Origin of the sequence: Nesterenkonia sp. PF2B19 (assembly GCF_001758425.2) — a bacterium.
Lineage (GTDB): Bacteria > Actinomycetota > Actinomycetes > Actinomycetales > Micrococcaceae > Nesterenkonia > Nesterenkonia aethiopica.
Map to the genome: position 1 here is coordinate 1 of NZ_MDSS02000067.1, position 19,159 is coordinate 19,159.

At 70.6% G+C, this 19,159-nt stretch carries 18 protein-coding genes and 2 pseudogenes; 16 read left to right on the forward strand and 4 right to left on the reverse strand.

The features are described 5' to 3' along the window. The first annotated feature begins 257 nt into the window (after positions 1-257). The 12 genes and pseudogenes from BCY76_RS14905 to BCY76_RS14950 all read left to right on the forward strand — a co-directional run bounded on the left by BCY76_RS14905 (position 258) and on the right by BCY76_RS14950 (position 10,712). On the forward strand, positions 258-1,358 hold the full coding sequence (locus BCY76_RS14905) for a carboxylate--amine ligase (RefSeq protein ID WP_070161806.1): 1,101 nt from the start codon (positions 258-260) through the stop codon (positions 1,356-1,358). Then, positions 1,310-1,564, forward strand: a complete 255-nt coding sequence (locus tag BCY76_RS14910; protein ID WP_070161807.1) for a hypothetical protein — start codon at positions 1,310-1,312, stop codon at positions 1,562-1,564. Before BCY76_RS14905 ends, BCY76_RS14910 begins: the two co-directional genes overlap by 49 nt. 10 nt (positions 1,565-1,574) lie before the next feature. After that, complete coding sequence (locus BCY76_RS14915; protein WP_070161809.1) at positions 1,575-2,561, forward strand: carbohydrate kinase family protein; 987 nt, start codon at positions 1,575-1,577, stop codon at positions 2,559-2,561. Between the two features lie 75 nt (positions 2,562-2,636). Further along, positions 2,637-3,455 (forward strand): annotated as a pseudogene (locus tag BCY76_RS14920) (HAD-IIB family hydrolase); the annotation flags it as partial. Next, entirely contained in the window at positions 3,440-4,330 is an 891-nt protein-coding gene (locus BCY76_RS14925) for a glycerophosphodiester phosphodiesterase (protein WP_237090207.1), read from the forward strand. The pseudogene BCY76_RS14920 and the gene BCY76_RS14925, both read left to right, overlap by 16 nt. Beyond that, positions 4,314-5,213 carry a sensor histidine kinase gene (locus BCY76_RS14930; RefSeq protein WP_085437866.1) on the forward strand — a complete coding sequence of 300 codons (900 nt, stop codon included), beginning with the start codon at positions 4,314-4,316 and terminating at the stop codon, positions 5,211-5,213. Before BCY76_RS14925 ends, BCY76_RS14930 begins: the two co-directional genes overlap by 17 nt. Beyond that, the gene (locus BCY76_RS20060; RefSeq protein ID WP_272896861.1) at positions 5,210-5,341 is read left to right on the forward strand and encodes a hypothetical protein; all 132 of its coding nucleotides are present in this window, start codon (positions 5,210-5,212) and stop codon (positions 5,339-5,341) included. The genes BCY76_RS14930 and BCY76_RS20060 overlap by 4 nt, the downstream gene beginning before the upstream one ends. Before the next feature lie 8 nt (positions 5,342-5,349). Continuing rightward, positions 5,350-5,592, forward strand: a complete 243-nt coding sequence (locus BCY76_RS18265; RefSeq protein ID WP_336582526.1) for an ATP-binding protein — start codon at positions 5,350-5,352, stop codon at positions 5,590-5,592. Further along, the gene (locus tag BCY76_RS14935; protein ID WP_070161813.1) at positions 5,592-6,266 is read left to right on the forward strand and encodes a response regulator; all 675 of its coding nucleotides are present in this window, start codon (positions 5,592-5,594) and stop codon (positions 6,264-6,266) included. Before BCY76_RS18265 ends, BCY76_RS14935 begins: the two co-directional genes overlap by 1 nt. Positions 6,267-6,346: 80 nt before the next feature. After that, positions 6,347-7,066: an ABC transporter ATP-binding protein gene (locus tag BCY76_RS14940; protein ID WP_085437867.1), complete on the forward strand. Its 720-nt coding sequence runs from the start codon at positions 6,347-6,349 to the stop codon at positions 7,064-7,066. Positions 7,067-7,079: 13 nt separating this feature from the next. Next, positions 7,080-9,617, forward strand: coding sequence for an FtsX-like permease family protein (locus BCY76_RS14945; protein WP_085437868.1), 2,538 nt, complete (start codon positions 7,080-7,082; stop codon positions 9,615-9,617). A gap of 468 nt (positions 9,618-10,085) precedes the next feature. Further along, positions 10,086-10,712, forward strand: a complete 627-nt coding sequence (locus BCY76_RS14950) for an endonuclease domain-containing protein (RefSeq protein WP_139827833.1) — start codon at positions 10,086-10,088, stop codon at positions 10,710-10,712. 38 nt (positions 10,713-10,750) lie between these two features. On the opposite strand, the gene BCY76_RS14955 is transcribed toward BCY76_RS14950, so the two are convergent. The 4 genes from BCY76_RS14955 to BCY76_RS14970 form a co-directional block, all read right to left on the reverse strand. Next, positions 10,751-11,761, reverse strand: a complete 1,011-nt coding sequence (locus BCY76_RS14955) for an NAD(P)-dependent alcohol dehydrogenase (protein WP_201791153.1) — start codon at positions 11,759-11,761, stop codon at positions 10,751-10,753. A gap of 62 nt (positions 11,762-11,823) precedes the next feature. Continuing rightward, entirely contained in the window at positions 11,824-12,684 is an 861-nt protein-coding gene (locus BCY76_RS14960) for a carbohydrate ABC transporter permease (RefSeq protein WP_070161818.1), read from the reverse strand. Further along, positions 12,681-13,670 carry a carbohydrate ABC transporter permease gene (locus BCY76_RS14965; RefSeq protein WP_070161821.1) on the reverse strand — a complete coding sequence of 330 codons (990 nt, stop codon included), beginning with the start codon at positions 13,668-13,670 and terminating at the stop codon, positions 12,681-12,683. Before BCY76_RS14965 ends, BCY76_RS14960 begins: the two co-directional genes overlap by 4 nt. 3 nt (positions 13,671-13,673) lie before the next feature. After that, the gene (locus tag BCY76_RS14970; RefSeq protein WP_201791154.1) at positions 13,674-14,891 is read right to left on the reverse strand and encodes an ABC transporter substrate-binding protein; all 1,218 of its coding nucleotides are present in this window, start codon (positions 14,889-14,891) and stop codon (positions 13,674-13,676) included. Between the two features lie 312 nt (positions 14,892-15,203). Here BCY76_RS14970 and BCY76_RS14975 point away from each other — a divergent pair, with 312 nt between their 5' ends. The 4 genes and pseudogenes from BCY76_RS14975 to BCY76_RS14990 all read left to right on the forward strand — a co-directional run. After that, positions 15,204-16,178, forward strand: coding sequence for a sugar-binding transcriptional regulator (locus tag BCY76_RS14975; RefSeq protein ID WP_070161830.1), 975 nt, complete (start codon positions 15,204-15,206; stop codon positions 16,176-16,178). A 218-nt stretch (positions 16,179-16,396) separates the two neighbouring features. After that, positions 16,397-17,809 (forward strand): cytochrome ubiquinol oxidase subunit I, encoded by a 1,413-nt coding sequence (locus tag BCY76_RS14980; RefSeq protein WP_070161823.1) that lies wholly within the window; start codon positions 16,397-16,399, stop codon positions 17,807-17,809. Between the two features lie 13 nt (positions 17,810-17,822). Continuing rightward, complete coding sequence (gene cydB, locus BCY76_RS14985; RefSeq protein ID WP_070161825.1) at positions 17,823-18,866, forward strand: cytochrome d ubiquinol oxidase subunit II; 1,044 nt, start codon at positions 17,823-17,825, stop codon at positions 18,864-18,866. A gap of 16 nt (positions 18,867-18,882) precedes the next feature. Then, positions 18,883-19,159, forward strand: a pseudogene (locus BCY76_RS14990) (thiol reductant ABC exporter subunit CydD); the annotation flags it as partial.

Sequence of the window (19,159 nt, forward strand, 5' to 3'; positions counted from 1 at the left end):
CGCACGGCGCGGCCAGCAGGCGCATCGGCCACCCCGCGCCCTTCGCCGCGGCCGCCAGCTGCGCCAGGGACGCCGCCTGCCGCTTCTGCTCGACCGACCTCACCGGCGCCGCCGCATAGCCGCGGTAGGCCTTCAGCAGGGTGTCACGGGCGGCGTCGGGCAGAGTCTCCTCCATGCTCTGACCCTAACAGCGGCCCTCAGCGAGCCGCCGCCCTGCACCCAGGCTCCATCCACCGTTCTTTGCTAGCGTCGTGGCCATGCGGATTCCTCAGGAGCAGCCCTTCGTCCCGGTCATCACCGGCGGCGACGTGGGCACCTACTCGCTGGCGCGCGAGTTCCACGAGGCCTACGGCGCGATCTCGGCGGTGATCCCCACCGCGGTCAACCGCAACCTCAAGCACTCCCGCATCCTGGAGGCCTTCCCCGCGGGCCCGATGACCACGCCGGAGCCGGTCATCGCCAAGCTCAAGGAGGTCGCCGCCCTCCTCACCGACGACGGCGCCCATCGGCGTCCGCTGCTGCTGCTGGCCAACTACGACCACCTGGTCCGCTTCGCCGTCGACCACCGCGCCGAGCTGGAAGAGGTCGGCTACACGATCCCCTATCCGTCCGCGCAGCTGCTGGACCGGGTGGCGCTGAAGGAGAACTTCTACGCCCTGTGCCGGGAGCTCGGCGTCCCCTACCCGATGACCGCCGTCTACGACTGTGCCGCCCACACCGACGAGCGCGCGGAGGCGTTCGTCGCCGAAGAGCTGGCGGGCGCCGGTGTGGTCTACCCGTTGGTGCTTAAGGCCGGCGACGGCGGCGCCTGGGCGGACATCAGCTTCACCGGCCGCCGCAAGGTCCACTACGTGGACGACGCCGAGGAGCTCACGAGCCTGCTGAGCCGGGCCTCCGAGGCCGGCTACACCGGGTCGCTGATCGCCCAGGAGCACATCCCCGGCCCCGACTCCCAGCTGCGGCTGGCCACCTACTTCTGCGACCAGAACGGCCGGGTGCGGCTCACCGCCTATGGCGAGGTCGTCGTCGAAGACCACGCTCCCGGGCTCGAAGGCAACTCTCCGGCGGTGCTCACCTCTCGGGACGAGGCCGTGGAGAAGCAGGGCGCGGCGCTGCTGCGAGCCATCGGCTGGCGCGGCTTTGCCATGTTCGACATCAAGGTGGACCCCCGCGACGGCGTCGCGAAGTTCTTCGAGCTCAACCCCCGGCTGGGCCGCAATCACCACTACCTCACCGCCTCCGGGGTCAACCCGGCGACGCTCTACGTGGAGGAGCACCTCCATGGAGGGCTGGGCGGCCTGATCATCAGGTGGCCAAGCAGCCGGCCCTGCACACCACCCTGCCGCTGCCACTGGTGAAGAAGCACGCCAGCCCCGAGCAGCGTCGTCGGATCGTCGAGCTGGCCGAGCAGGGACGCATCGTCAATCCGTTCCTCCACGACGCCGACGGCGACCTCCGTCGGATCCTCTACCAACGCGCCGTGCAGGCCAAGGCCTACCGCACCTACCGACAGTACCCGCCGCCCGCCGGGGGCGACCTCCGCAAGTCAGCCCAACTGCGGTAGTTTAGGGTCCATGAGTGCATACCTGGCGGTCATCGGCGAGTGCTTGGTGGATGTGGTCCATTCGGAGACCTCGGAACCGAAGGCCCATGTCGGCGGCAGCCCCTTCAACGTCGCCGTCGGCCTGGCCCGGCTCGAGCACGACGTCGTGTTCGCCGGGCGGCACGGAGAGGACGGCTACGGGCGCATGATCGCCCGCAGCCTCCGGGGTCAGGGCATCACCGCCCTGCTGGAGCCGGACGCCAGCCCCACCTCCGTGGCGAAAGCGACCCTGGACCCCACCGGGCAGGCCAGCTACGAGTTCACCCTGGACTGGACGCTGCCCTCGGCCGCTCAGCTGGAGGAGGCGTTCTGCGCCCTGGCGCGGGAGGCCAAGCCGGAGACCGAGCCCGCCCTGGACCTGCTGCACACCGGCTCCATCGGCGCGATGATGCAGCCCGGCGCGGAGACCGTCAAGGGCCTGCTGCACCGCGCCCGCGATGTCGCCACCATCAGCTACGACCCCAACTACCGGCCCTCCATCATCCCCAACAGGGAGGAGGCCCGGGGTCAGGCCGAGGAGTTCATCTCCCTGGCCGACGTCGTCCAGGCCTCCACCGACGACATCGACCTGCTCTACCCGGAGCGCCCCTACGAAGAGACGATGCAGGCCTGGCTGGAGCTGGGTCCCGGCGTCGTCGTCATCACCCGCGGTGCCTCCGGCGCCATGGGGCTGGCCCGCTCCGGCTTCGTGGACCAGCCGGCCTTCTCCATCGAAGTGGCCGACACCGTCGGCGCCGGGGACTCCTTCATGGCCGCCACGCTGTCCACGCTGCGCGGGCTGGGCCTGCTCGGCGCCTCCCGTCGGTCCGCCCTGCAGAACATCAGCCAGGAGCAGCTCACCCGTGTGCTGTCCACCGCCGCGCGGGCGGCGTCCATCACCTCCTCGCGGTTCGGCGCCCAGCCCCCGACGGCGGTGGAGCTGGCCGCCGCGCTCGAAGAGGGTGCCGGGACTGCGTAGCGCCCCGGTGACCACGCTGGAGCGGACCCGGCTGATCGCCAGCGACATCGACGGCACCATCCTCAGCTTCGCCTCCGCACAGACGGAGTGGTCACCGAACGCACCGTGGCGGCGTTCCGGGCGGCCCGCGCGGCCGGGGTGCGCGTGGTGCTGGTGACCGGCCGGCCGGTGCGCTGGCTCAAGCCTGTGGCGGATGCGCTCGGCGGCATCGGGCCGGTGATCTGCTCCAACGGGGCGGTGGTCTACGACCTCGTCGAGGACCGGCTGCTGCGCCAGGACCCCATCGATCAGGACATCGTGTTCGCCGTGCAGGAGCAGATCCGGCGGATCGACCCTGACGCGAGCTTCGCCGCCGAGACCCTGCAGAAGGTCCACGCCGAACCGCCCTTCCTGGTGGACTCCCTCTTCTTCGAGGAGGACCGCCGCCGGGCCGCCGGCGTCACCGACGACATGCTCAGCCTCGGCCCCCTGGAGGAGACCCTCAGAGTCGGCTCGGGTGTGGTGAAGCTGCTGGCCAAGACCACCGTGATGGACGCCGACGCCTTCCTGGAGGCGGTCCGGGCGAAGGTCGGCGCGCTGGTCACGGTCACCCATTCGGCCCCCGGGGTCAGCCTGTTGGAGCTCTCCGCCAAGGGCGTGGACAAGGCCGCCGCGCTGCGTCGCTTCGCCGCCGCCGAAGGCATCACCCGAGACCAGGTCATCGCCTTCGGGGACATGCCCAACGACATCGAGATGCTGCAATGGGCCGGCACCTCCTGGGCGGTCGGCTCCGCCCACCCCATGGCGCGCTCGGCGGCTCAGCATCTGACGGCCGACTGCGACGAGGACGGCGTCGCGCAGGTGCTGGAGGACCTGCTCGACGGCGGAGACGGTGTCCTGTGCGGTACCTCCTGAACACCGAGCCCGGCCCCCTGCAGGGACGCGTCCTCGCCTTCGCCCACCGCGGAGCCGACCCGACGCGGGAGAACACCATGGGCGCCTTCCGGCGGGCCGTGGCGCTCGGCTACCGCTATCTGGAGATCGACGTCCGCACCGCCGCCTGCGGCACCCTGGTAGTCTTCCACGACGAGTCGCTCGACCGCGTCACCGACGGCAGCGGGAAGCTCCGCGAGAAGACCTGGGACGAGCTCTCCCGCCTGCGCGTGGGACCCGCCGGCCGCGCCGGGGACGCCGACGCCCGGCTGGTGCGCTTCGAGGACCTGCTCACCGCATGGGACGACGTCCACCTCAACGTGGACCTCAAGGACGCGGAGTCGGTCGCCGAGTTCGTGCGGATCGTGGAGGAGCACCAGGCCCACGACCGGGTGTTGGTGGCCAGCTTCCACGACGCCCGACGACGGCGCACCGTCCAGCGGTTCACCCGCCCGGTGGCCTCCTCCGCCGGGTGGGCCTCCACGGCCCTGTTCGTCTTCCTCGGTCCGCTGGGGCTCACCCGGGCGCTCGCCGGCCGCGCCGCCGACGTCGACTGCCTCCAGGTGCCCGTGAAGCAGGGACCCGTCCGCGTGGTCACCCCCGGCTTCCTGCGTCGCTGCCATCGGGCCGGGCTGCAGGTGCACGTGTGGGTGGTGGACGACCCGGTGGAGATGCACCGACTCCTTGACATGGGCGTGGACGGTCTGATGACTGACGACGCCGAGGCGCTGGCCGCCGTCATGCGGGAACGGTCGCTCTGGCCCCAGCGCGGGGCGGAGACGCCAGAGGATGCCGCGGAGGACGCTGAGGATGCTGCGGAGGACGCGGGGGAGGCCGGAGATGTCGGCGGCCCGTGATGACACGCTGCCCGACCCCTGGCACGTCCGTCTCGGTCAGGGGCTGACCCAGCGCCCGTGGATCATCGACGGCGGCCTCATTGCGTTGCCGCTGACCCTGCTGTCCGTGCTCTCGGCGGCCCAGAACCAGGGGTACACGTTCTTCGGCGGCCCCGCCCCTTGGGGGCTGGTCTTCGCGCTGGACCTGCTGACCATCCTGCCGCTGACGGTGCGCCGCATGCGGCCTGCCTGGGCCGCCGGGCTGATCGCCCTCGGGGCGCTGGGGCAGATCCTCACCCTGGTGGGCCCCGGCTTCAGCGCCTTCACCGTGCCGTTCGTGCTGTACTCGGTGGCCAAGTTCGGCAGCCGCCGGGCCTCACGGCTCTACCTGGGAGTGGCGCTGGCCGGGGCGGTCCTGCTGGGACTCTACGCGCTCGTCCAGCAGCTCCTGGTGCTCCCGGCCTACGCGATCCGCCTGGAGACCCTCTTCGTGGTGCTGCTGATGACCGGCTTCGCCGCCGCCGTCGCCATGGTGGCCTGGCTGCTGGGCGACCTGGCGGGGCGCCGTCGTCGGGAGATCGCCGCCATCACCGAGCGCAACGAGCTGCTGGAGCGCGAACGCGACCACGAGACCCGGCTGGCCGCGGACGCCGAACGGATGCGCATCGCCCGGGAGATGCACGACGTCGTCAGCCACTCGATGTCCGTGATGATCGCCCAGGCCGACGGCGGACGCTACGTGGTGGCCCAGGACCCGCAGGCCGCCGCCGGGGCCTTCGAGACCATCGGGCGCACCGGCCGGGAGGCGCTGACCGAGATGCGCCGCATGCTGGGAGTGCTGCGCGAGGAGCGCGAATCCCTGCTGGTGCAGCCGGCCCGGGGCTGGAGGACCTGGAGCGGATGATCACGGACGTCCGCGCCGCCGGTCTGGAGGTGACGTTCACCGACCGCGTGGCCGAGGCCCTGCCCGGCGGGCCCCCGCTCGCCGAGGGGGCCGCGCTGGCGGTGCACCGGATCATCCAGGAGCCCTGACGAACACCCTGAAGCACGGCGGGCCCGGCGCCACCGCCGAGGTCACGCTCTCCGCCGAGGACGGCTGGCTGGTCATCGAGGTGCGCGACACCGGCCGGGGCGCCCGGGCCGAGGGCGACGGCGCCGGCTCCGGACTGCTGGGGATGGCCGAACGGGCCCGTCTCCACGGCGGAGACGTCCAGACGCGCGCCCATGCCGGCGGCTTCGACGTCGTCGCCCGCATCCCGCTCACCATCGAGAAGGAGTCCTGATGTCCACCACTTCCACGTCGGTGCTGCTGGCCGACGACCAGGCGCTGCTGCGCGCCGGGTTCGCCATGGTCATCGACTCCCAGCCCGACATGCACGTGGTCGCTCAGGCCGGCGACGGCCAGCAGGCCCTCGACGCCGTCGCCGCGCACGCCCCCGACGTCGTCCTCATGGACATCCGCATGCCGGTGCTCGACGGCCTGGAGGCGACCCGCCGCCTCACCTCCGCCGGGGAGCAGGCGCCCAAGATCATCGTGCTCACCACCTTCGACACCGACGAGTACGCCGTGGAGGCGCTGCGGGCCGGGGCCTCCGGGTTCCTGCTCAAGGACGTCCAGCCGGAGATCCTGCTGGACTCCATCCGCACCGTGACCACCGGGGGAGCGGTCATCGCGCCCACCACCACCCGGCGGCTGCTGGAGACCACCCTGCTGGGTTCCCGACGGCGGCAGCCCACCGCCGCCCAGCAGGAGAAGCTGGAGACCCTCACCGCCCGGGAGGCCGAGATCCTCCAGGAGATGGCCACCGGCGACTCCAATGCGGAGATCGCCCGCCGCCTGTTCCTCTCCGAAGCCACGGTGAAGACTCACGTGGGGCATGTGTTGACCAAGCTGGAGGTCCGCGACCGGGTGCAGGCGGTGGTCTTCGCCTACGACTCCGGGCTGGTGGGCCACTGATCTCTCATCCCGCAGGATGAGACCGAGACCATCCTGTGCTCCGATGTGGGCTGACCTGGGGCGACCGTACCGTGGATCCCATGACGCACACATCCGCCGTCGCCGTGAAGGCGACCGACCTGATCAAGACCTACGGCACCGGGGACGCCGCCGTCCGCCCGCTGAAGCGCCTCAGCCTGGAGATCCCCGCCGCCCGCTTCACCGCGGTGATGGGCCCCTCCGGCTCCGGGAAGTCCACCCTGATGCACGTGCTGGCTGGACTCGACGCCCCCGACGGCGGCAGTGTGATCGTCGGCGACGTGGAGCTCACCGGCCTGGACGACCGGCGGCTGACCCGCGTGCGCCGGGAGCGCATCGGCTTCATCTTCCAGGCCTACAACCTGGTGCCCTCCATGACCGCCCAGGAGAACATCCTGCTGCCCTCCCGGCTCGGCCGCGCCAGCGTGGACCGGGCTTTCCTGGAGCTGGTGGCCGAGCGACTGGGGCTGACTGAGCGGCTCCACCACCGGCCCTTCGAGCTCTCCGGCGGCCAGCAGCAGCGTGTGGCCGTGGCCCGAGCCCTGGTCTCCCGCCCGGACGTAATCTTCGCCGACGAGCCCACCGGCAACCTGGACCAGGCCGCCGGGGCGGAGGTGCTGGACCTGCTGCGCGCCGCCGTCGACGAGTTCGGCCAGACCGTCATCATGGTCACCCACGACGCCGGCGCCGCGGCGCGTGCCGACCGGACCGTCCTGCTGGCCGATGGCCGGCTGGTGGACACCCTCGAGGCGCCACCGCCGCGCAGCTGGCCGCCGCGATGATCGAGGTCGGCCGATGAACCCCGTGCTGCGCGCGAACCTGCGCTCCGGCGGCACTCGGCTGTTCGCGGCGGGTGCCGCCATCGCCGTGGCGGTGGCCTTCGTGGTCACCTCCCTGCTGATGGTCGACGCCTTCAGCCGCACCATGGAGTCTCAGGCGGAGGCGGAGGCCGCCGGGGCGGACCTGATGGTGGAGGTCTCGGGCCTGGTGGACGACCCGCAGACGCCCGCCGCCCTGGCCGATCAGATCCAGGACCTCGACGACGTCGGGGATGCCCAGCTGATCCGCAGCGCCTTCGCCCCGGCAGAGATCGGGGGCCGGGACGGCTTCCTGGGCGTCTCCGAGCTGCCCGAGCATCTGCCGGTGGAGTTCACCGAGGGCCGTGCGGCCGAGGCGGCCGACGAGATCACGGTCACGGAGCAGTTCGCCGACGCCTATGGCCTCACGGTGGGCGATGCTGTGACACCTGAGGATCCCGCAACCGGCGACGCCGGGGACCCCTACACTGTGGTGGGCCTGATCAGCGGCATCCAGCGCGCCGGATCCGCGTTCGTCTCGCCCGCCGGCATGGACGCATTCCCCGAGGAGGCCTTCCCGGAGTCCATCCGCGTGGTGCTGGCCGAGAGCCTGCATGGCGACGCCGGTGCGCAACGGATCGTCCAGGAGCAGATCCAGGATCTGATCGAGCAGCACGCTCCGGAGGCCTCGGTGCTCACCCATGAGGAGATTGTGGAGGCCTGGCTGGAGGACCTCGCCGGCACCAGCGACATCCTGGTGACCATCGGGCTGGGCTTCGGGGCGATCGCCGTCTTCGTGGCCGGGCTGGTCATCACCAACACCTTCGGGGTGCTGGTGGCCTCGCGGATGTCCACGCTGGCGCTTCTGCGCGCCGTGGGTGCCACCGCCCGACAGCTGAAGCAGGCGACGTTGGCCGAAGGGGCGCTGCTCGGCGTCGTCGGCTCCGCCGTCGGAGTGCTGCTCGGCTTCGGCGCCGCCTACGGGCTCGGCACCGCCGCCCGAGGCCTCTGGCTGGAGGACTTCGCCCCCGTGCGGCTCACCGTCGTCGCCGTCGTCGTGGGCCTGGTGCTGGGCACCGTGGTGACGGGAGCGGCCAGCCTGTTCCCCGCCCTGCGTGCCGGCCGGACCTCACCGATGCAGGCGCTGCGGCCCGCCGACGTCGCCCCCGCCGAGGGTGGGGTGCCGCGAGTGCGGACGACGATCGGCGTGGTGCTGGGCGTGCTGGGGCTGGGAGCCGTGGTGGCCGCCGCGCTGCTGCACAGCCCCCTGCTGGGTGTGGCCGGGGCGATGCTCGGATTCCTCGGGGTGCTGCTGGCGGCTCGGGCGATCGTGCCCGCCGTGGTGCGTGGCCTGGGGCTGCTGCTGGCCCGGATCACCGGCGGAGAAGTGCCCCGGCTGGTGGCGCAGAACGCCCGGCAGACCCCGGGGCGACTGACCACCACCACCTCGGCGCTGCTGATCGGCGTCACCCTGGTGGTCACCATGACGGTGGGGGCCGCCACCGCGCAGCGTTCCCTGGATGAGGAGCAGGCCGACCGCTACCCGGTGGACGCCGCGGTGGCCTCCGCGGACGTCGGCGCCGCGGTGGACGCCGAAGACGCCGTGACCGGCTCCGCCACGGTGCCGGGGGAGCCCGCCGAGGAGACCACCGAGGACGGTGCACAGGCCCCGGCGCAGGTGGTGGCGGCCTCCGCCGAGACGGTGGCCGAGATCGCGCGGCGGGACGACCTGCTGCCCGAGCCGGGACAGGCTCTGCTCTCGGCCTCCTTCTACGAGGGCGAGCAGCCGGTGGCGCAGTGGGGCGAGACGGCGACGGTGACGCTGAAGGCCGCCGGCGAGGAACCGCTGCAGGTCCAGGGCGAGATGGCCGGATGGCTGCCCCCCGGCACCGTGGTGGTCAGCTCCGCCGCCGGCTGGGATCTGCAGGAGGCCGAGGGGCAGACCTGGATGCGCTTCAGCGACACCGCCACGGTGGATGAGGTGATGCAGGTCAGCGGCACACTCACCGATGTGGCGGGCGCGGAGACCCCGGCCACGGTGGAGGCGGCCCTGTCCCGGGCTTCGATCTCCGGAGTGATCGACACGGTGCTGCTGGTGGTGCTGATCCTGCTGGCCGCCTCCGTGGTGGTCGCAGTGATCGGGGTCTCCAACACGCTGGCGCTCTCGGTGTTCGAACGGCGCCGCGAGGCGGCTCTGCTGCGGGCGCTGGGCCTGAGTCGGGGAGGGGTGCGTCGTCTGGTGTCCACCGAGGCGGTGCTGATGGCCGTGGTGGCCCTGCTGATCGGCGGCGGGCTGGGCGTGTTCTTCGGCTGGGCGGGGGTCTCCTCCCTGGTGGCCGAGGACGTCATGGGCGTCGCGCTCGCGGTGCCCTGGGGTCGGCTGGGGCTGATCGCCGCAGCGGCGCTGGCCGCCGCGTCGTCGCCTCCGGCGCTGCGGCTCGCGCTCTGGGGAGGACCCAGCCCGCGGCGGGCCTCTCCCAGGAGTAGCCCTCCCCTGCTGCGCCTGCGTTGCCTCCGCGTGCCTTTTCAGGTCTGATGCGGGCTCATAAGGGCCCAAACCGCGGAGGCAATCTGGTCGGAAAGCAGTTTTCCACAGGGTGCCCACGGCGGCGGACACGGGGCGGCGTGATCGGGCAGGCTGAGAGCCATGAAGACGCCGCGTCCTCTGCCCCCGCAGCTGCGAGACGGTGTCTTCTCTAGACGTCAGGCCGAAGCGCTGGGGGTCCCTCCGAAGCGGCTTCGTGCCCGAGACATGCGACGCGTGGGCCGTGGACTGTATGAATGGGTCGGCTCTGCCGACATCGAGCCTCTGACGGCTCCGATCCCTGACGCTGGGAGCCCCGAGTGGTTTCGGCTGCTGAAGACGGTGCAGGAGGAATACCGATCCACGTGGTTCAGTCATTCGACAGCGGCACGCATCTTCGGACTTCACCTGCCGTCTTGGGCCGATGAGCCGGACATCGTCCATCTCAGCCGACGGGGGCATTCGACGGGGGCGGAGCGAGTGGCCGGACTCGTTCCGCACATGGTGGTCGCCGAAGAGGGTGAAGTCGTTCGGCACGGCGCCCTGTGGGTCAGCCGTCCCGCACGGATCTTCTTCGACCTGATGGGTCGTCTCCCGGAGCGCGAACTGGTCGCCCTCGGAGATCAGCTCGTCCGGAGTCCGTACCCGGAACTCGAGGGGCGCGATCAGCCGTGGGAGACTCGAGAATCCCTGGCGGATCTCGTGGCGGCGCACAGGAAGACCAAGGGCATCGTGAAGGGGCGTCGGGCCGTCGAGAGAGTCCGAGTAGGGGCGGATTCGCGGCCGGAGACGCTGCTGCGGCTGGCGATCCAGGACACGGGCCTGCCTGAGCCGATGCTTCAGGTGCGCCCCACGCCGGGGAGCCCCTACCCGGGCGACCTCGGCTACCCAGAGCTGAAGATCGTCATCCAGTACGACGGCGGTACGCACTTCAGCGCGGCTCAGCAGGCCCGCGACCAGCGCCGGAACCATGCGTTCGAGCGTGCCGGGTGGACCGTCATCCTGGCGAACTCCGAGGATCTCCGAGAGGGATTCGTCCGAGTGGTGGAGCGGATCCGGCTCGCTCGTGAGCGTTGTCTCCGCGGTTTGGGCCCTTTTCAGGCGTGATGCGGGCTCAAAAGGGCCCAAACCGCAGAGGCAACGCATCAGGACGGGTGCACGATCGCCTTCAGCGTGCGCGGGTCGGCTGCGGCCTCGAGCGCCTCGGCGGTCTGTTCCAGGCTGAAGCGTCCCGTGATGAGTCGGTCCAGGTCCACGCGGCCGGAGCGCACCAGCTCGATCGCGGTCGGCCAGGTGTTGGCGTAGCGGAACACCCCGGTGACCTCCAGCTCCCGGTTCTGCACCGCGGACAGCGGGATGGTCACGTCATCGGCCCCCATGCCGATCAGCACCGCGCGCCCGGCCGGGCCCAGTGCGCGCAGCCCCGCGGTGATCGCCGACGGCGCCCCGGAGGCCTCCAGCAGCACGTCGGCCCCCAGCCCGGACAGGTCCGTGCCGGCGTCGAGTGCGGCGGTCGCCCCGTGCGCCTCGGCCAGGCTCAGCCGCTCCGGGGACACATCGGTCACCGTCACTTCGGCGGCTCCGAGGGCCCGGGCCACCTGGGTGAGGATCAGCCCGATGGGACCGGCCCCGGTGACCAGCACGTGATCCCCGACGCCGAGGCGGGACTTCCGCGCAGCGGCCACCGCCACCGACAGCGGCTCCAGCAGGGCGCCGGCCTCGTCGGAGATCCCCTCCGGCAGCCGGTGGGCGAACATCGCCGGGATCGTCACGTACTCGGCGAACGCACCGTCCACGGGCGGGGTGGCGAAGAACTGCACCTGCGGGTCCAGGTTGTACCGCCCGGCGCGGGCCTGGGTGGAGGACCAGTCGATGCGCTGCGGCTCCACCGAGACCCGCTCGCCGATCCGGGAGGCGTCCACGCCGTCCCCGACGGCGGCCACGACGCCGGCGCTCTCATGGCCGAGCACCAGCGGCTCCTCCACCACGAAGGGCCCGATCCTCCCCTCCCGGTAGTAGTGGACGTCGGAGCCGCAGATGCCCACGGCGGTGACCCGCACCAGCACGTCCCCGGGGTTCGGGAGCGGGACGGGCCGCTCCTCCACGGTGATCTCGCCGGGGGCCTGCAGCACGGCGGCACGCATGGTGGGGGTCATCGTGGGGTCCTCTCTGCCTGAGGGGGAGGGGGCGGACGTCGGGGCTGCGGAGCGCGGTCGGCTCATTTCACGGCGCCCATCGACAGGCCGCGGACCAGCTGCTTCTGGGCGAACCAGCCGGCCAGCACCACCGGCAGCGAGGCCAGCACCGAGGCCGCGGAGAGCTGGGCGAGGAACTGCCCCTCCGAGGTCATGGTGCTCATCAGGTAGATCGGCACGGTGGCGGCGTTCGCGGCGGTGAGGTTCAGGGCGAAGAAGAACTCGTTCCAGGCGAAGATCACGCAGATCAGGGCGGTGGCGGCGATGCCGGGGCTCACCATGGGGATCAGCACCCGGCGCATCGTCAGCATCAGGGAGGCGCCGTCCATGGAGGCCGCCTCGAGCACCTCGCCGGGCACCTCCAGGAAGAAGGAACGCATCATCCACACCGCGATCGGCAGGTTCATGGCCGTGTAGAGGATGATCAGCGTGACGATGTTGTCCAGCATCCGGATCTGCCCGGCGATCACGTAGATCGGCATGATCACCGCGACCACCGGCAGCATCTTGGTGGAGATGAAGAAGAACAGCACGTCCTGGGTGCGCTTCACCGGCCGGATGCTCAGCGCATAGGCGGCCGGCACAGCCAGGGCCAGCACCAGCAGGGTGGACACTGCGGTGGCGATCACCGAGTTCAGGAAGTACGCCCCGGCCTCGGAGGTGAAGACGGCCCGGTACTGGTCCAGGGTCGGGCTGAATAGGAAGCTCGGCGGTGAGGAGGCGGCGTCGGACTCCTGCTTGATGCTGGTCAGCAGCATCCACAGCACCGGGGCGAAGAAGATGAACGCCGCGAACCAGGCCAGCCCGGTCAGCAGCTTCCCGACGACGGCGTGCCGTCCGGCCCGGGTCCGGCCTGCGGTCGTGGTCTCGGCGACGGCGGTCATGACTGCTCCTTGGAGTTGATGCTGCGGAAGATCAGCCGCAGGGCCAGCAGGGAGATGACGATGGTGGCGATCACGGTGACCACACCCATGGCGGCGGACTGGCCGATGTCGAAGCCGAGGAAGGCCCGCTGGTAGATGTAGAAGGGCAGGTTCGCGCTCGCGGTGCCGGGCCCGCCTGCGGTCATCAGGTAGATGTGGTCGAAGGTGTTGACCACGTAGATCGCCCCCAGCAGCACGGAGAGCTCCAGGTAGAACCGCAGGTGCGGCAGGGTGACGAACAGGAAGGTCTTCAGCGGCCCGGCGCCGTCGATGGAGGCGGCTTCGAGGACGTCCTTGGACTGGGACTGCAGCCCGGCCAGCAGGAGCAGCATCATGAACGGGGTCCACTGCCAGACCAGCGCCACCAGGATGGAGAAGATCGGGTGCTGGGAGGTCCAGTCCACCGGACCGAGCCCGATGAGTCCGATCAGCCAGTTCACCAGGCCGTAGGTGGGGTTGAACAGGGAGATGCTCCACAGCATGGCTCCGGCCACCGGCATGATGAGGAACGGGGTGATCAGCAGGGTGCGCACCACGCCGCGTCCGGCGAACTCGCGGTCCAACAGCAGGGCGAGGCCGAGCCCGAGCAGCACGGAGACGGCCACACAGCCCAGGGTGATGAGCACCGAGTTCAGCGCCGCGGTGCGGAACGTGGAGTCGATGAAGAGGTCGGCGAAGTTCTGCAGGCCCACGAACTGGTCGCCTTCGGGGCGCAGCAGGTTCCGGGAGCGCAGCGAGTACCAGATGGTCAGCAGGAACGGCACCTGAGTGCAGACGATGACGAACAGCAGGGCCGGCAGCAGAGGGAGCCGACGCCGGCGAGCCTCGGCCCGTGCGGCGGCGCGGGCGGTGCGGTGGTCGTGTCCTGCCGGACCTGCCCGGCCTGACGAGGCTCCGGGGCGCGACGTGCTGGAGGTGTCGGTGCGGGTGTCAGTGGGGACGCTCATGGCTCATCCCTCCCATCCGTAGGTGCGGGCGACGGATTCGGCGAAGGTCTGGGACTGGCGCAGGGCGTCGGCGACGCTCTGCCGTCCGGCCACGGCCGCGGAGATCTGCTGGCCGACTCGGGTGCCGAGGTCCTGGAACTCGGGGATGCCGACGAACTGCAGTCCCGGGTAGGGGACTTCGTGGACCATGCAGTTCTCCTGGGTGGCGCGATCCATGGAGTGCAGGGTGGGTTCGGCGTAGTTCTCGGCGAGCTCGGCGTACTCGGGGATCTCATAGGTGGACAGCCGTGAACCGGGCGGCAGGGCCTCCCAGCTGAGCTCCTCGCCCACGAGCCGGAAGTAGTCGGGGTGGGTCATCCAGGCGATGAAGTCCCAGGCGGCCTGCTTGTGCCGGCTGGTCTCCGGAATGGCGAGGCTCCAGGCGTAGAGCCAGCCGGCGTCGTCGGTCTCCACCACGGGGGCCAGGGCGTAGTCGACGTCGCCCACCACGGTGGAGGAGGCCGGGTTCTCGATGCCGGAGACCATGGAGGAGGCGTCGTACCACATGGCGGCGTCGCCCTGGCTGACGCGGGTGAGGCAGTCGCCGAATCCGGAGGTGGCGGCCCCGGGCTGTCCCCAGGTGCGGACGGTGTCCACGTAGGTGCTCACGGCCGCCTCGACCTCGGGGGTGTCGAGCATGGGGCGCCAGTCCGGGTCGAACCAGCGGCCCCCGAAGGTGTTGATCACGGTGTTCAGCGGGGCCAGGACCTCGCCCCATCCGGCCAGCCCGCGCAGGGCGATGCCGGAGACGCCGTCCTCGGGGGCATGGAGGGCGGCGGCGAACTCGCGGACCTGGTCCCAGGTGGGCTGCCGGGGCATCTGGAGTCCGGCCTGCTCGAAGAGGTCTCGGCGGTAGACCAGGAAGGAGCTCTCCCCGTAGAAGGGCACCGAGTACTGGCGGCCCTCGTGGGAGAGCGCCTCCTTGATGGTGGGGATGAAGTCGTCGGCGTCGTAGCGGTCGGTCTCGGCGATGTAGGGGTCCAGGTCGGTGAGCCAGCCGTTGGCGGCCCACATGGGGGTCTCGTAGTTGGAGATCATCACGACGTCGAACTCGCCGCCTCCGGAGGCCACTGAGGCGGTGATCTTGGCCCGGGCCTCGTTCTCCGGCAGGGAGACGAAGCGGACGTCGACGTCGGGGTGGGCGGCACGGAAGTGGTCGATCAGCCCCATCGCGTCCTGCATCTGCGGGTTGGAGACGATGGCGACGACGATGCTCTCCCGGGTGCCCCGGAGGACCGGGTGGTGGCGCAGCCGCTGAGGCCGAACGTGGCGGCGGTGAGGCCGGCGCCGAGTCCTGCTCCGAGGAGCGCGCGGCGGCTGGGGCGGGGCCCGCCCCGTGGTTCAGCCGGGACGGCGGTGGGGGATGTCGCGTGGGGTGTCATGGAGTCTGTTCCTCGCGAGAGATTCGATGGGTGCGCTCATATGAGTGTGATCTAGCGCTCATGTGATACGTGACTTTAGTCATATATGCTCGAATGAGCAAGCATGGGAGGCATGATGACCACCGATCCGCAGTCCGAGCGGAGCCATCTGGGGCTCCTGGCCGAGCTCGCCACGGAGTACTACCTGGAGGGGCTCTCGAAGGTGGAGATGGCTCGCCGCCACGAGCTCTCGCGCTTCCAGATCGCCCGTCTGCTGGACCAGGCGCGGGATGAGGGGATCGTGCGCATCACGATCGTCAACCCGTCCGACGCCGGCGCCGAGCATGACGATCTCGCCCGCGCCCTGGGGGTCTCCACCGTCACCGTGGTGGCGCAGCGCTCAGATGAGACTCTGCGCTCGGCGCTGGCTCGCCAGGTCGCCGACCTGCTGCCGCGTCGGCTCCACGACGACGCCCGCCTGGGTGTGGCCTGGTCCAGGACGCTGATGCACCTGCCCGAGCATCTCGGGGAGCTGCCCAAGGTCGATGTCGTCCAGCTGGTGGGGCCGGTCAGCGCGCCGGGCTCCACCACGGGGGACTCGGCCGCCCTGGTGCACCGGCTGGGGGCGCGTGCCGGTGGCCAGGTCTGGCCGCTGCCGACTCCGCTGATCGTGGAGTCCCCCGAAGTGGCCGCAGCCCTGCGCGCCTCCTCGGAGGTGCGCTCCGCCTTGGATGCGGCTGATGAGCTCGACGTCGCGGTGATCGCCATCGGTGCCTGGGATGCGGGGATCTCCACAGTCTGGGCCCGAGTCAGCGATGAGGAGAAGCAGCGGGCGCGCGACGCCGGGGCGATCGCCGAGTGCTCGGGCATCCTGTTGGACGCCCAAGGTCGGGTGGCGCGCACCGGCATGGAGGAGCGGGTGATCGGGGTGACGCCGGCCCAGCTGCGCCGCACGCGGGTGCTCGCCGTCGCGCCCGCGGTCGGGTATCCGGAGGCGGTGCTGGCCGCGGCGCGCGGCGGCTTCGTGGATGACTTGGTGATCTCCGCGGAGCTGGCGGATCAGCTGATGGACCTGCTGGCGGCTGAGCAGCTGGATGCCCTGGGCTGAGGCCGGCTGGGCTGAGCCTCGCAGGGGCAGGGGTGCCCGAGGTCATACTTCTACACGTTGTAGAAAAGTTTTCTACACGCTGTAGAATTCACAGGGAGGCGGGTCACGAGGACGGCTCCCTCCACGCCACGACGGCCGGTCCGGCCCGGCGCTGAGCGCCGACGTCGGCACTGCCTGCGCGTGACGCGGCCCTTCTCAAGAGCCCTGGTGTGTGCCCCGTGGAAGAACTCTTCGACCCCCTGTCCCTGGCGCGCTGGCAGTTCGGACTGACCACGCTCTACCACTTCCTGTTCGTCCCGCTGACCATCGGGATGGCGCTGATGGCCGCCATCATGCAGACGGCCTGGCACCGCACCGACGACGTCAAGTACCTGAAGCTGACCAAGCTGTTCGGCAAGATCTTCCTGATCAACTTCGCCATGGGCGTGGTCACCGGCATCGTCCAGGAGTTCCAGTTCGGCATGAACTGGTCCGAGTACTCCCGTTTCGTCGGAGACGTCTTCGGCGCCCCGCTGGCCATCGAGGGTCTGGCCGCGTTCTTCTTCGAGGCGACCTTCATCGGCCTGTGGATCTTCGGCTGGGGCCGCATCCCCCGGCTGGCGCATCTGGCCTGCATCTGGACGGTGTTCATCGCCAGCACGCTCTCGGCCTACTTCATCCTCGCCGCCAACGCCTTCATGCAGAACCCGGTCGGCTACACCTTCAACATGGAGCGTGGACGCGCCGAGCTGACCAGCCTGTGGGAGGTGCTCAGCAACCCGGTGGTGCTGGCGGCCTTCCCGCACACCATCTTCGCGGCCATCATGTTCGCCGCCACGGTGATGATCGCCGTCGCCGCCTGGCACCTGCGCCGCGGCCAGCACACAGAGACGATGCGCCCGGCGCTGAAGACCGGGCTCTGGGCCAATGTGCTCGCCTTCCTGGGCGTCGGGGTCTCCGGGGATCAGCTCTCCCTGGCGATGGTGGACGCCCAGCCCATGAAGATGGCCGCCGCCGAGGGGCTCTACGAGACCACGAACGCGGCGAGCTTCTCGATCTTCACCCTCGGCACTCCCGACGGCGCCTCCGAGCTGTTCTCCATCCGCATCCCGTACCTGCTCTCCCTGCTGTCCACCCACACGCTGGACGGCGAGGTCGAAGGCATCAACGACCTGCAGGCCCAGTACGTCACCCAGTTCGGCCCCGGTGACTACACCCCGTTGATCTGGGTCACCTACTGGTCCTTCCGGTGGATGATCGGGCTTGGGGCGGTCTCCGCCCTGATCTCCCTGGTGGGGCTGTGGCTGACCCGGAAGAACGCGCGGCAGCTGCCGGCCCGCCAGGAGCAGCTGATGTGGCGGATCTTCATCTGGGCCGCCCCGCTGCCGCTGCTCGCCTCCCTGGTGGGCTGGATCTTCACCGAGATGGGCCGCCAGCCATGGATCGTCTTCGGACTGATGAAGACCGAGGCCGCGGTGTCCCCGAACGTCTCCGGCCTGGACGTGGCGATCTCCCTGGCCGCCTTCACGCTCATCTACGGGATCCTCGCCGTCGTCGAGTTCAAGCTCATCCTCAAGGCCGCCCAGGAGGGTCCGCCGGAGCTGGACGACGACGTCGACGCCGATTCCGACGACCTCGCCGTCGTGTACTGATCAGGAGCCCGCCATGGACCTCGCCCTGCTGAACCCCGCGCAGTTCGACCTCCCCACGATCTGGTTCGTGCTGGTCGCGTTCTTCTTCGTCGGCTACTTCGTGCTCGACGGCTTCGACTTCGGCGTGGGCATGTCCCTGCCGCTGCTGGGACGCGACGACACCGACCGCCGGGTCATGATCAACACCATCGGGCCGGTCTGGGACCTCAACGAGACCTGGGTGATCGTGGCCGGGGCGGTGCTCTTCGCCGCCTTCCCCGAGTGGTACGCCTCCCTGTTCTCCGGGTTCTACCTACCGCTGCTGCTGATCCTGCTGGCGCTGATCGCCCGCGGGGTGAGCTTCGAGTACCGGCACCAGCGCAAGCACCCGCAGTGGACGCGGACCTTCGATCGGATGATCATCATCGGCTCGGTGCTGCCTGCCTTCCTGTGGGGCCTGATCTTCGCCAACGTGGTCCGCGGTCTGCCCCTGGACGCCGGCCACAACGTCACCGCGTCCCTGCTGGACCTGATCAACCCGTATGCCGTGCTGGGCGGGATCACCCTGACCTTGCTGTGCCTGGTCCATGGGGCCGTGTTCATCGCGCTGAAGACCGACGGCGAGATCCGCGGCCGAGCCCGGCGGCTGGCAGGGTTCGCCGGGGTCCCCGCGGCGGTGGCCGCCGTCGCGTTCCTGGCGTGGACCCTGAACCTGGAGACCTTCTCGGGGCAGCCGCTGCCGGCCCTGATGGCGGCCATCGGTGCGACCCTGGCGATGGTGGCCGCCCTGCTGGCCAATGCCGTCGGCCGTGAGGGCCTGGCCTTCGGCGCGATGGCGGCCACGGTCGGGCTGGCCGTGGTGACCCTGTTCCTGTCCCTGTTCCCGCATGTGCTGCCGTCCACCTCCGGGGAGGGTGGGCTGACCATCGTCAACGCCAGCTCCACCGACTACACGCTCACCGTGATGTTCTGGGTCGCCTTGGTGGTCACCCCGCTGGTGATCGGATACCAGATCTGGACCTACTGGGTGTTCCGCCGCCGCCTGACGCGTGACCACATCCCCGCCGGGGCGCACTGAGGGCCCGCAGACTGCCATGAAGCCCCTGGACCCCCGCCTGCTCCGTCACGCCCGCGCCGCCCGCGGCTTCCTGGTGCTGGCCGTGATGCTGGGGCTTGTCCAGGTGCTGCTGGTGCTGGCCTTCGCCGGGCTGTTGGCGGGGGTGCTGACCACGGTGATCGCCGCCGTCGGGGTGCTGCCCGGGGACTGGGTGCCGGAGCAGCTGGTGGTGACCGAGCCTCCCTCCGGGACCGCGCTGCTGGGGCTGGTGGCCCCGCTGCTGGGCGGCTTGGCGGCGGTGACGGCGGCCTGCG

Coding starts and splice junctions, on each gene's coding strand:
- BCY76_RS14905 (WP_070161806.1), top strand. CDS start 258: ATGCGGATTCCTCAGGAGCAGCCCTTCGTCCCGGTCATCACCGGCGGC.
- BCY76_RS14915 (WP_070161809.1), top strand. CDS start 1,575: ATGAGTGCATACCTGGCGGTCATCGGCGAGTGCTTGGTGGATGTGGTC.
- BCY76_RS14930 (WP_085437866.1), top strand. CDS start 4,314: ATGTCGGCGGCCCGTGATGACACGCTGCCCGACCCCTGGCACGTCCGT.
- BCY76_RS20060 (WP_272896861.1), top strand. CDS start 5,210: ATGATCACGGACGTCCGCGCCGCCGGTCTGGAGGTGACGTTCACCGAC.
- BCY76_RS14935 (WP_070161813.1), top strand. CDS start 5,592: ATGTCCACCACTTCCACGTCGGTGCTGCTGGCCGACGACCAGGCGCTG.
- BCY76_RS14940 (WP_085437867.1), top strand. CDS start 6,347: ATGACGCACACATCCGCCGTCGCCGTGAAGGCGACCGACCTGATCAAG.
- BCY76_RS14945 (WP_085437868.1), top strand. CDS start 7,080: ATGAACCCCGTGCTGCGCGCGAACCTGCGCTCCGGCGGCACTCGGCTG.
- BCY76_RS14955 (WP_201791153.1), bottom strand. CDS start 11,761: ATGACCCCCACCATGCGTGCCGCCGTGCTGCAGGCCCCCGGCGAGATC.
- BCY76_RS14960 (WP_070161818.1), bottom strand. CDS start 12,684: ATGACCGCCGTCGCCGAGACCACGACCGCAGGCCGGACCCGGGCCGGA.
- BCY76_RS14965 (WP_070161821.1), bottom strand. CDS start 13,670: ATGAGCGTCCCCACTGACACCCGCACCGACACCTCCAGCACGTCGCGC.
- BCY76_RS14970 (WP_201791154.1), bottom strand. CDS start 14,891: ATGCAGGACGCGATGGGGCTGATCGACCACTTCCGTGCCGCCCACCCC.
- BCY76_RS14975 (WP_070161830.1), top strand. CDS start 15,204: ATGATGACCACCGATCCGCAGTCCGAGCGGAGCCATCTGGGGCTCCTG.
- cydB (WP_070161825.1), top strand. CDS start 17,823: ATGGACCTCGCCCTGCTGAACCCCGCGCAGTTCGACCTCCCCACGATC.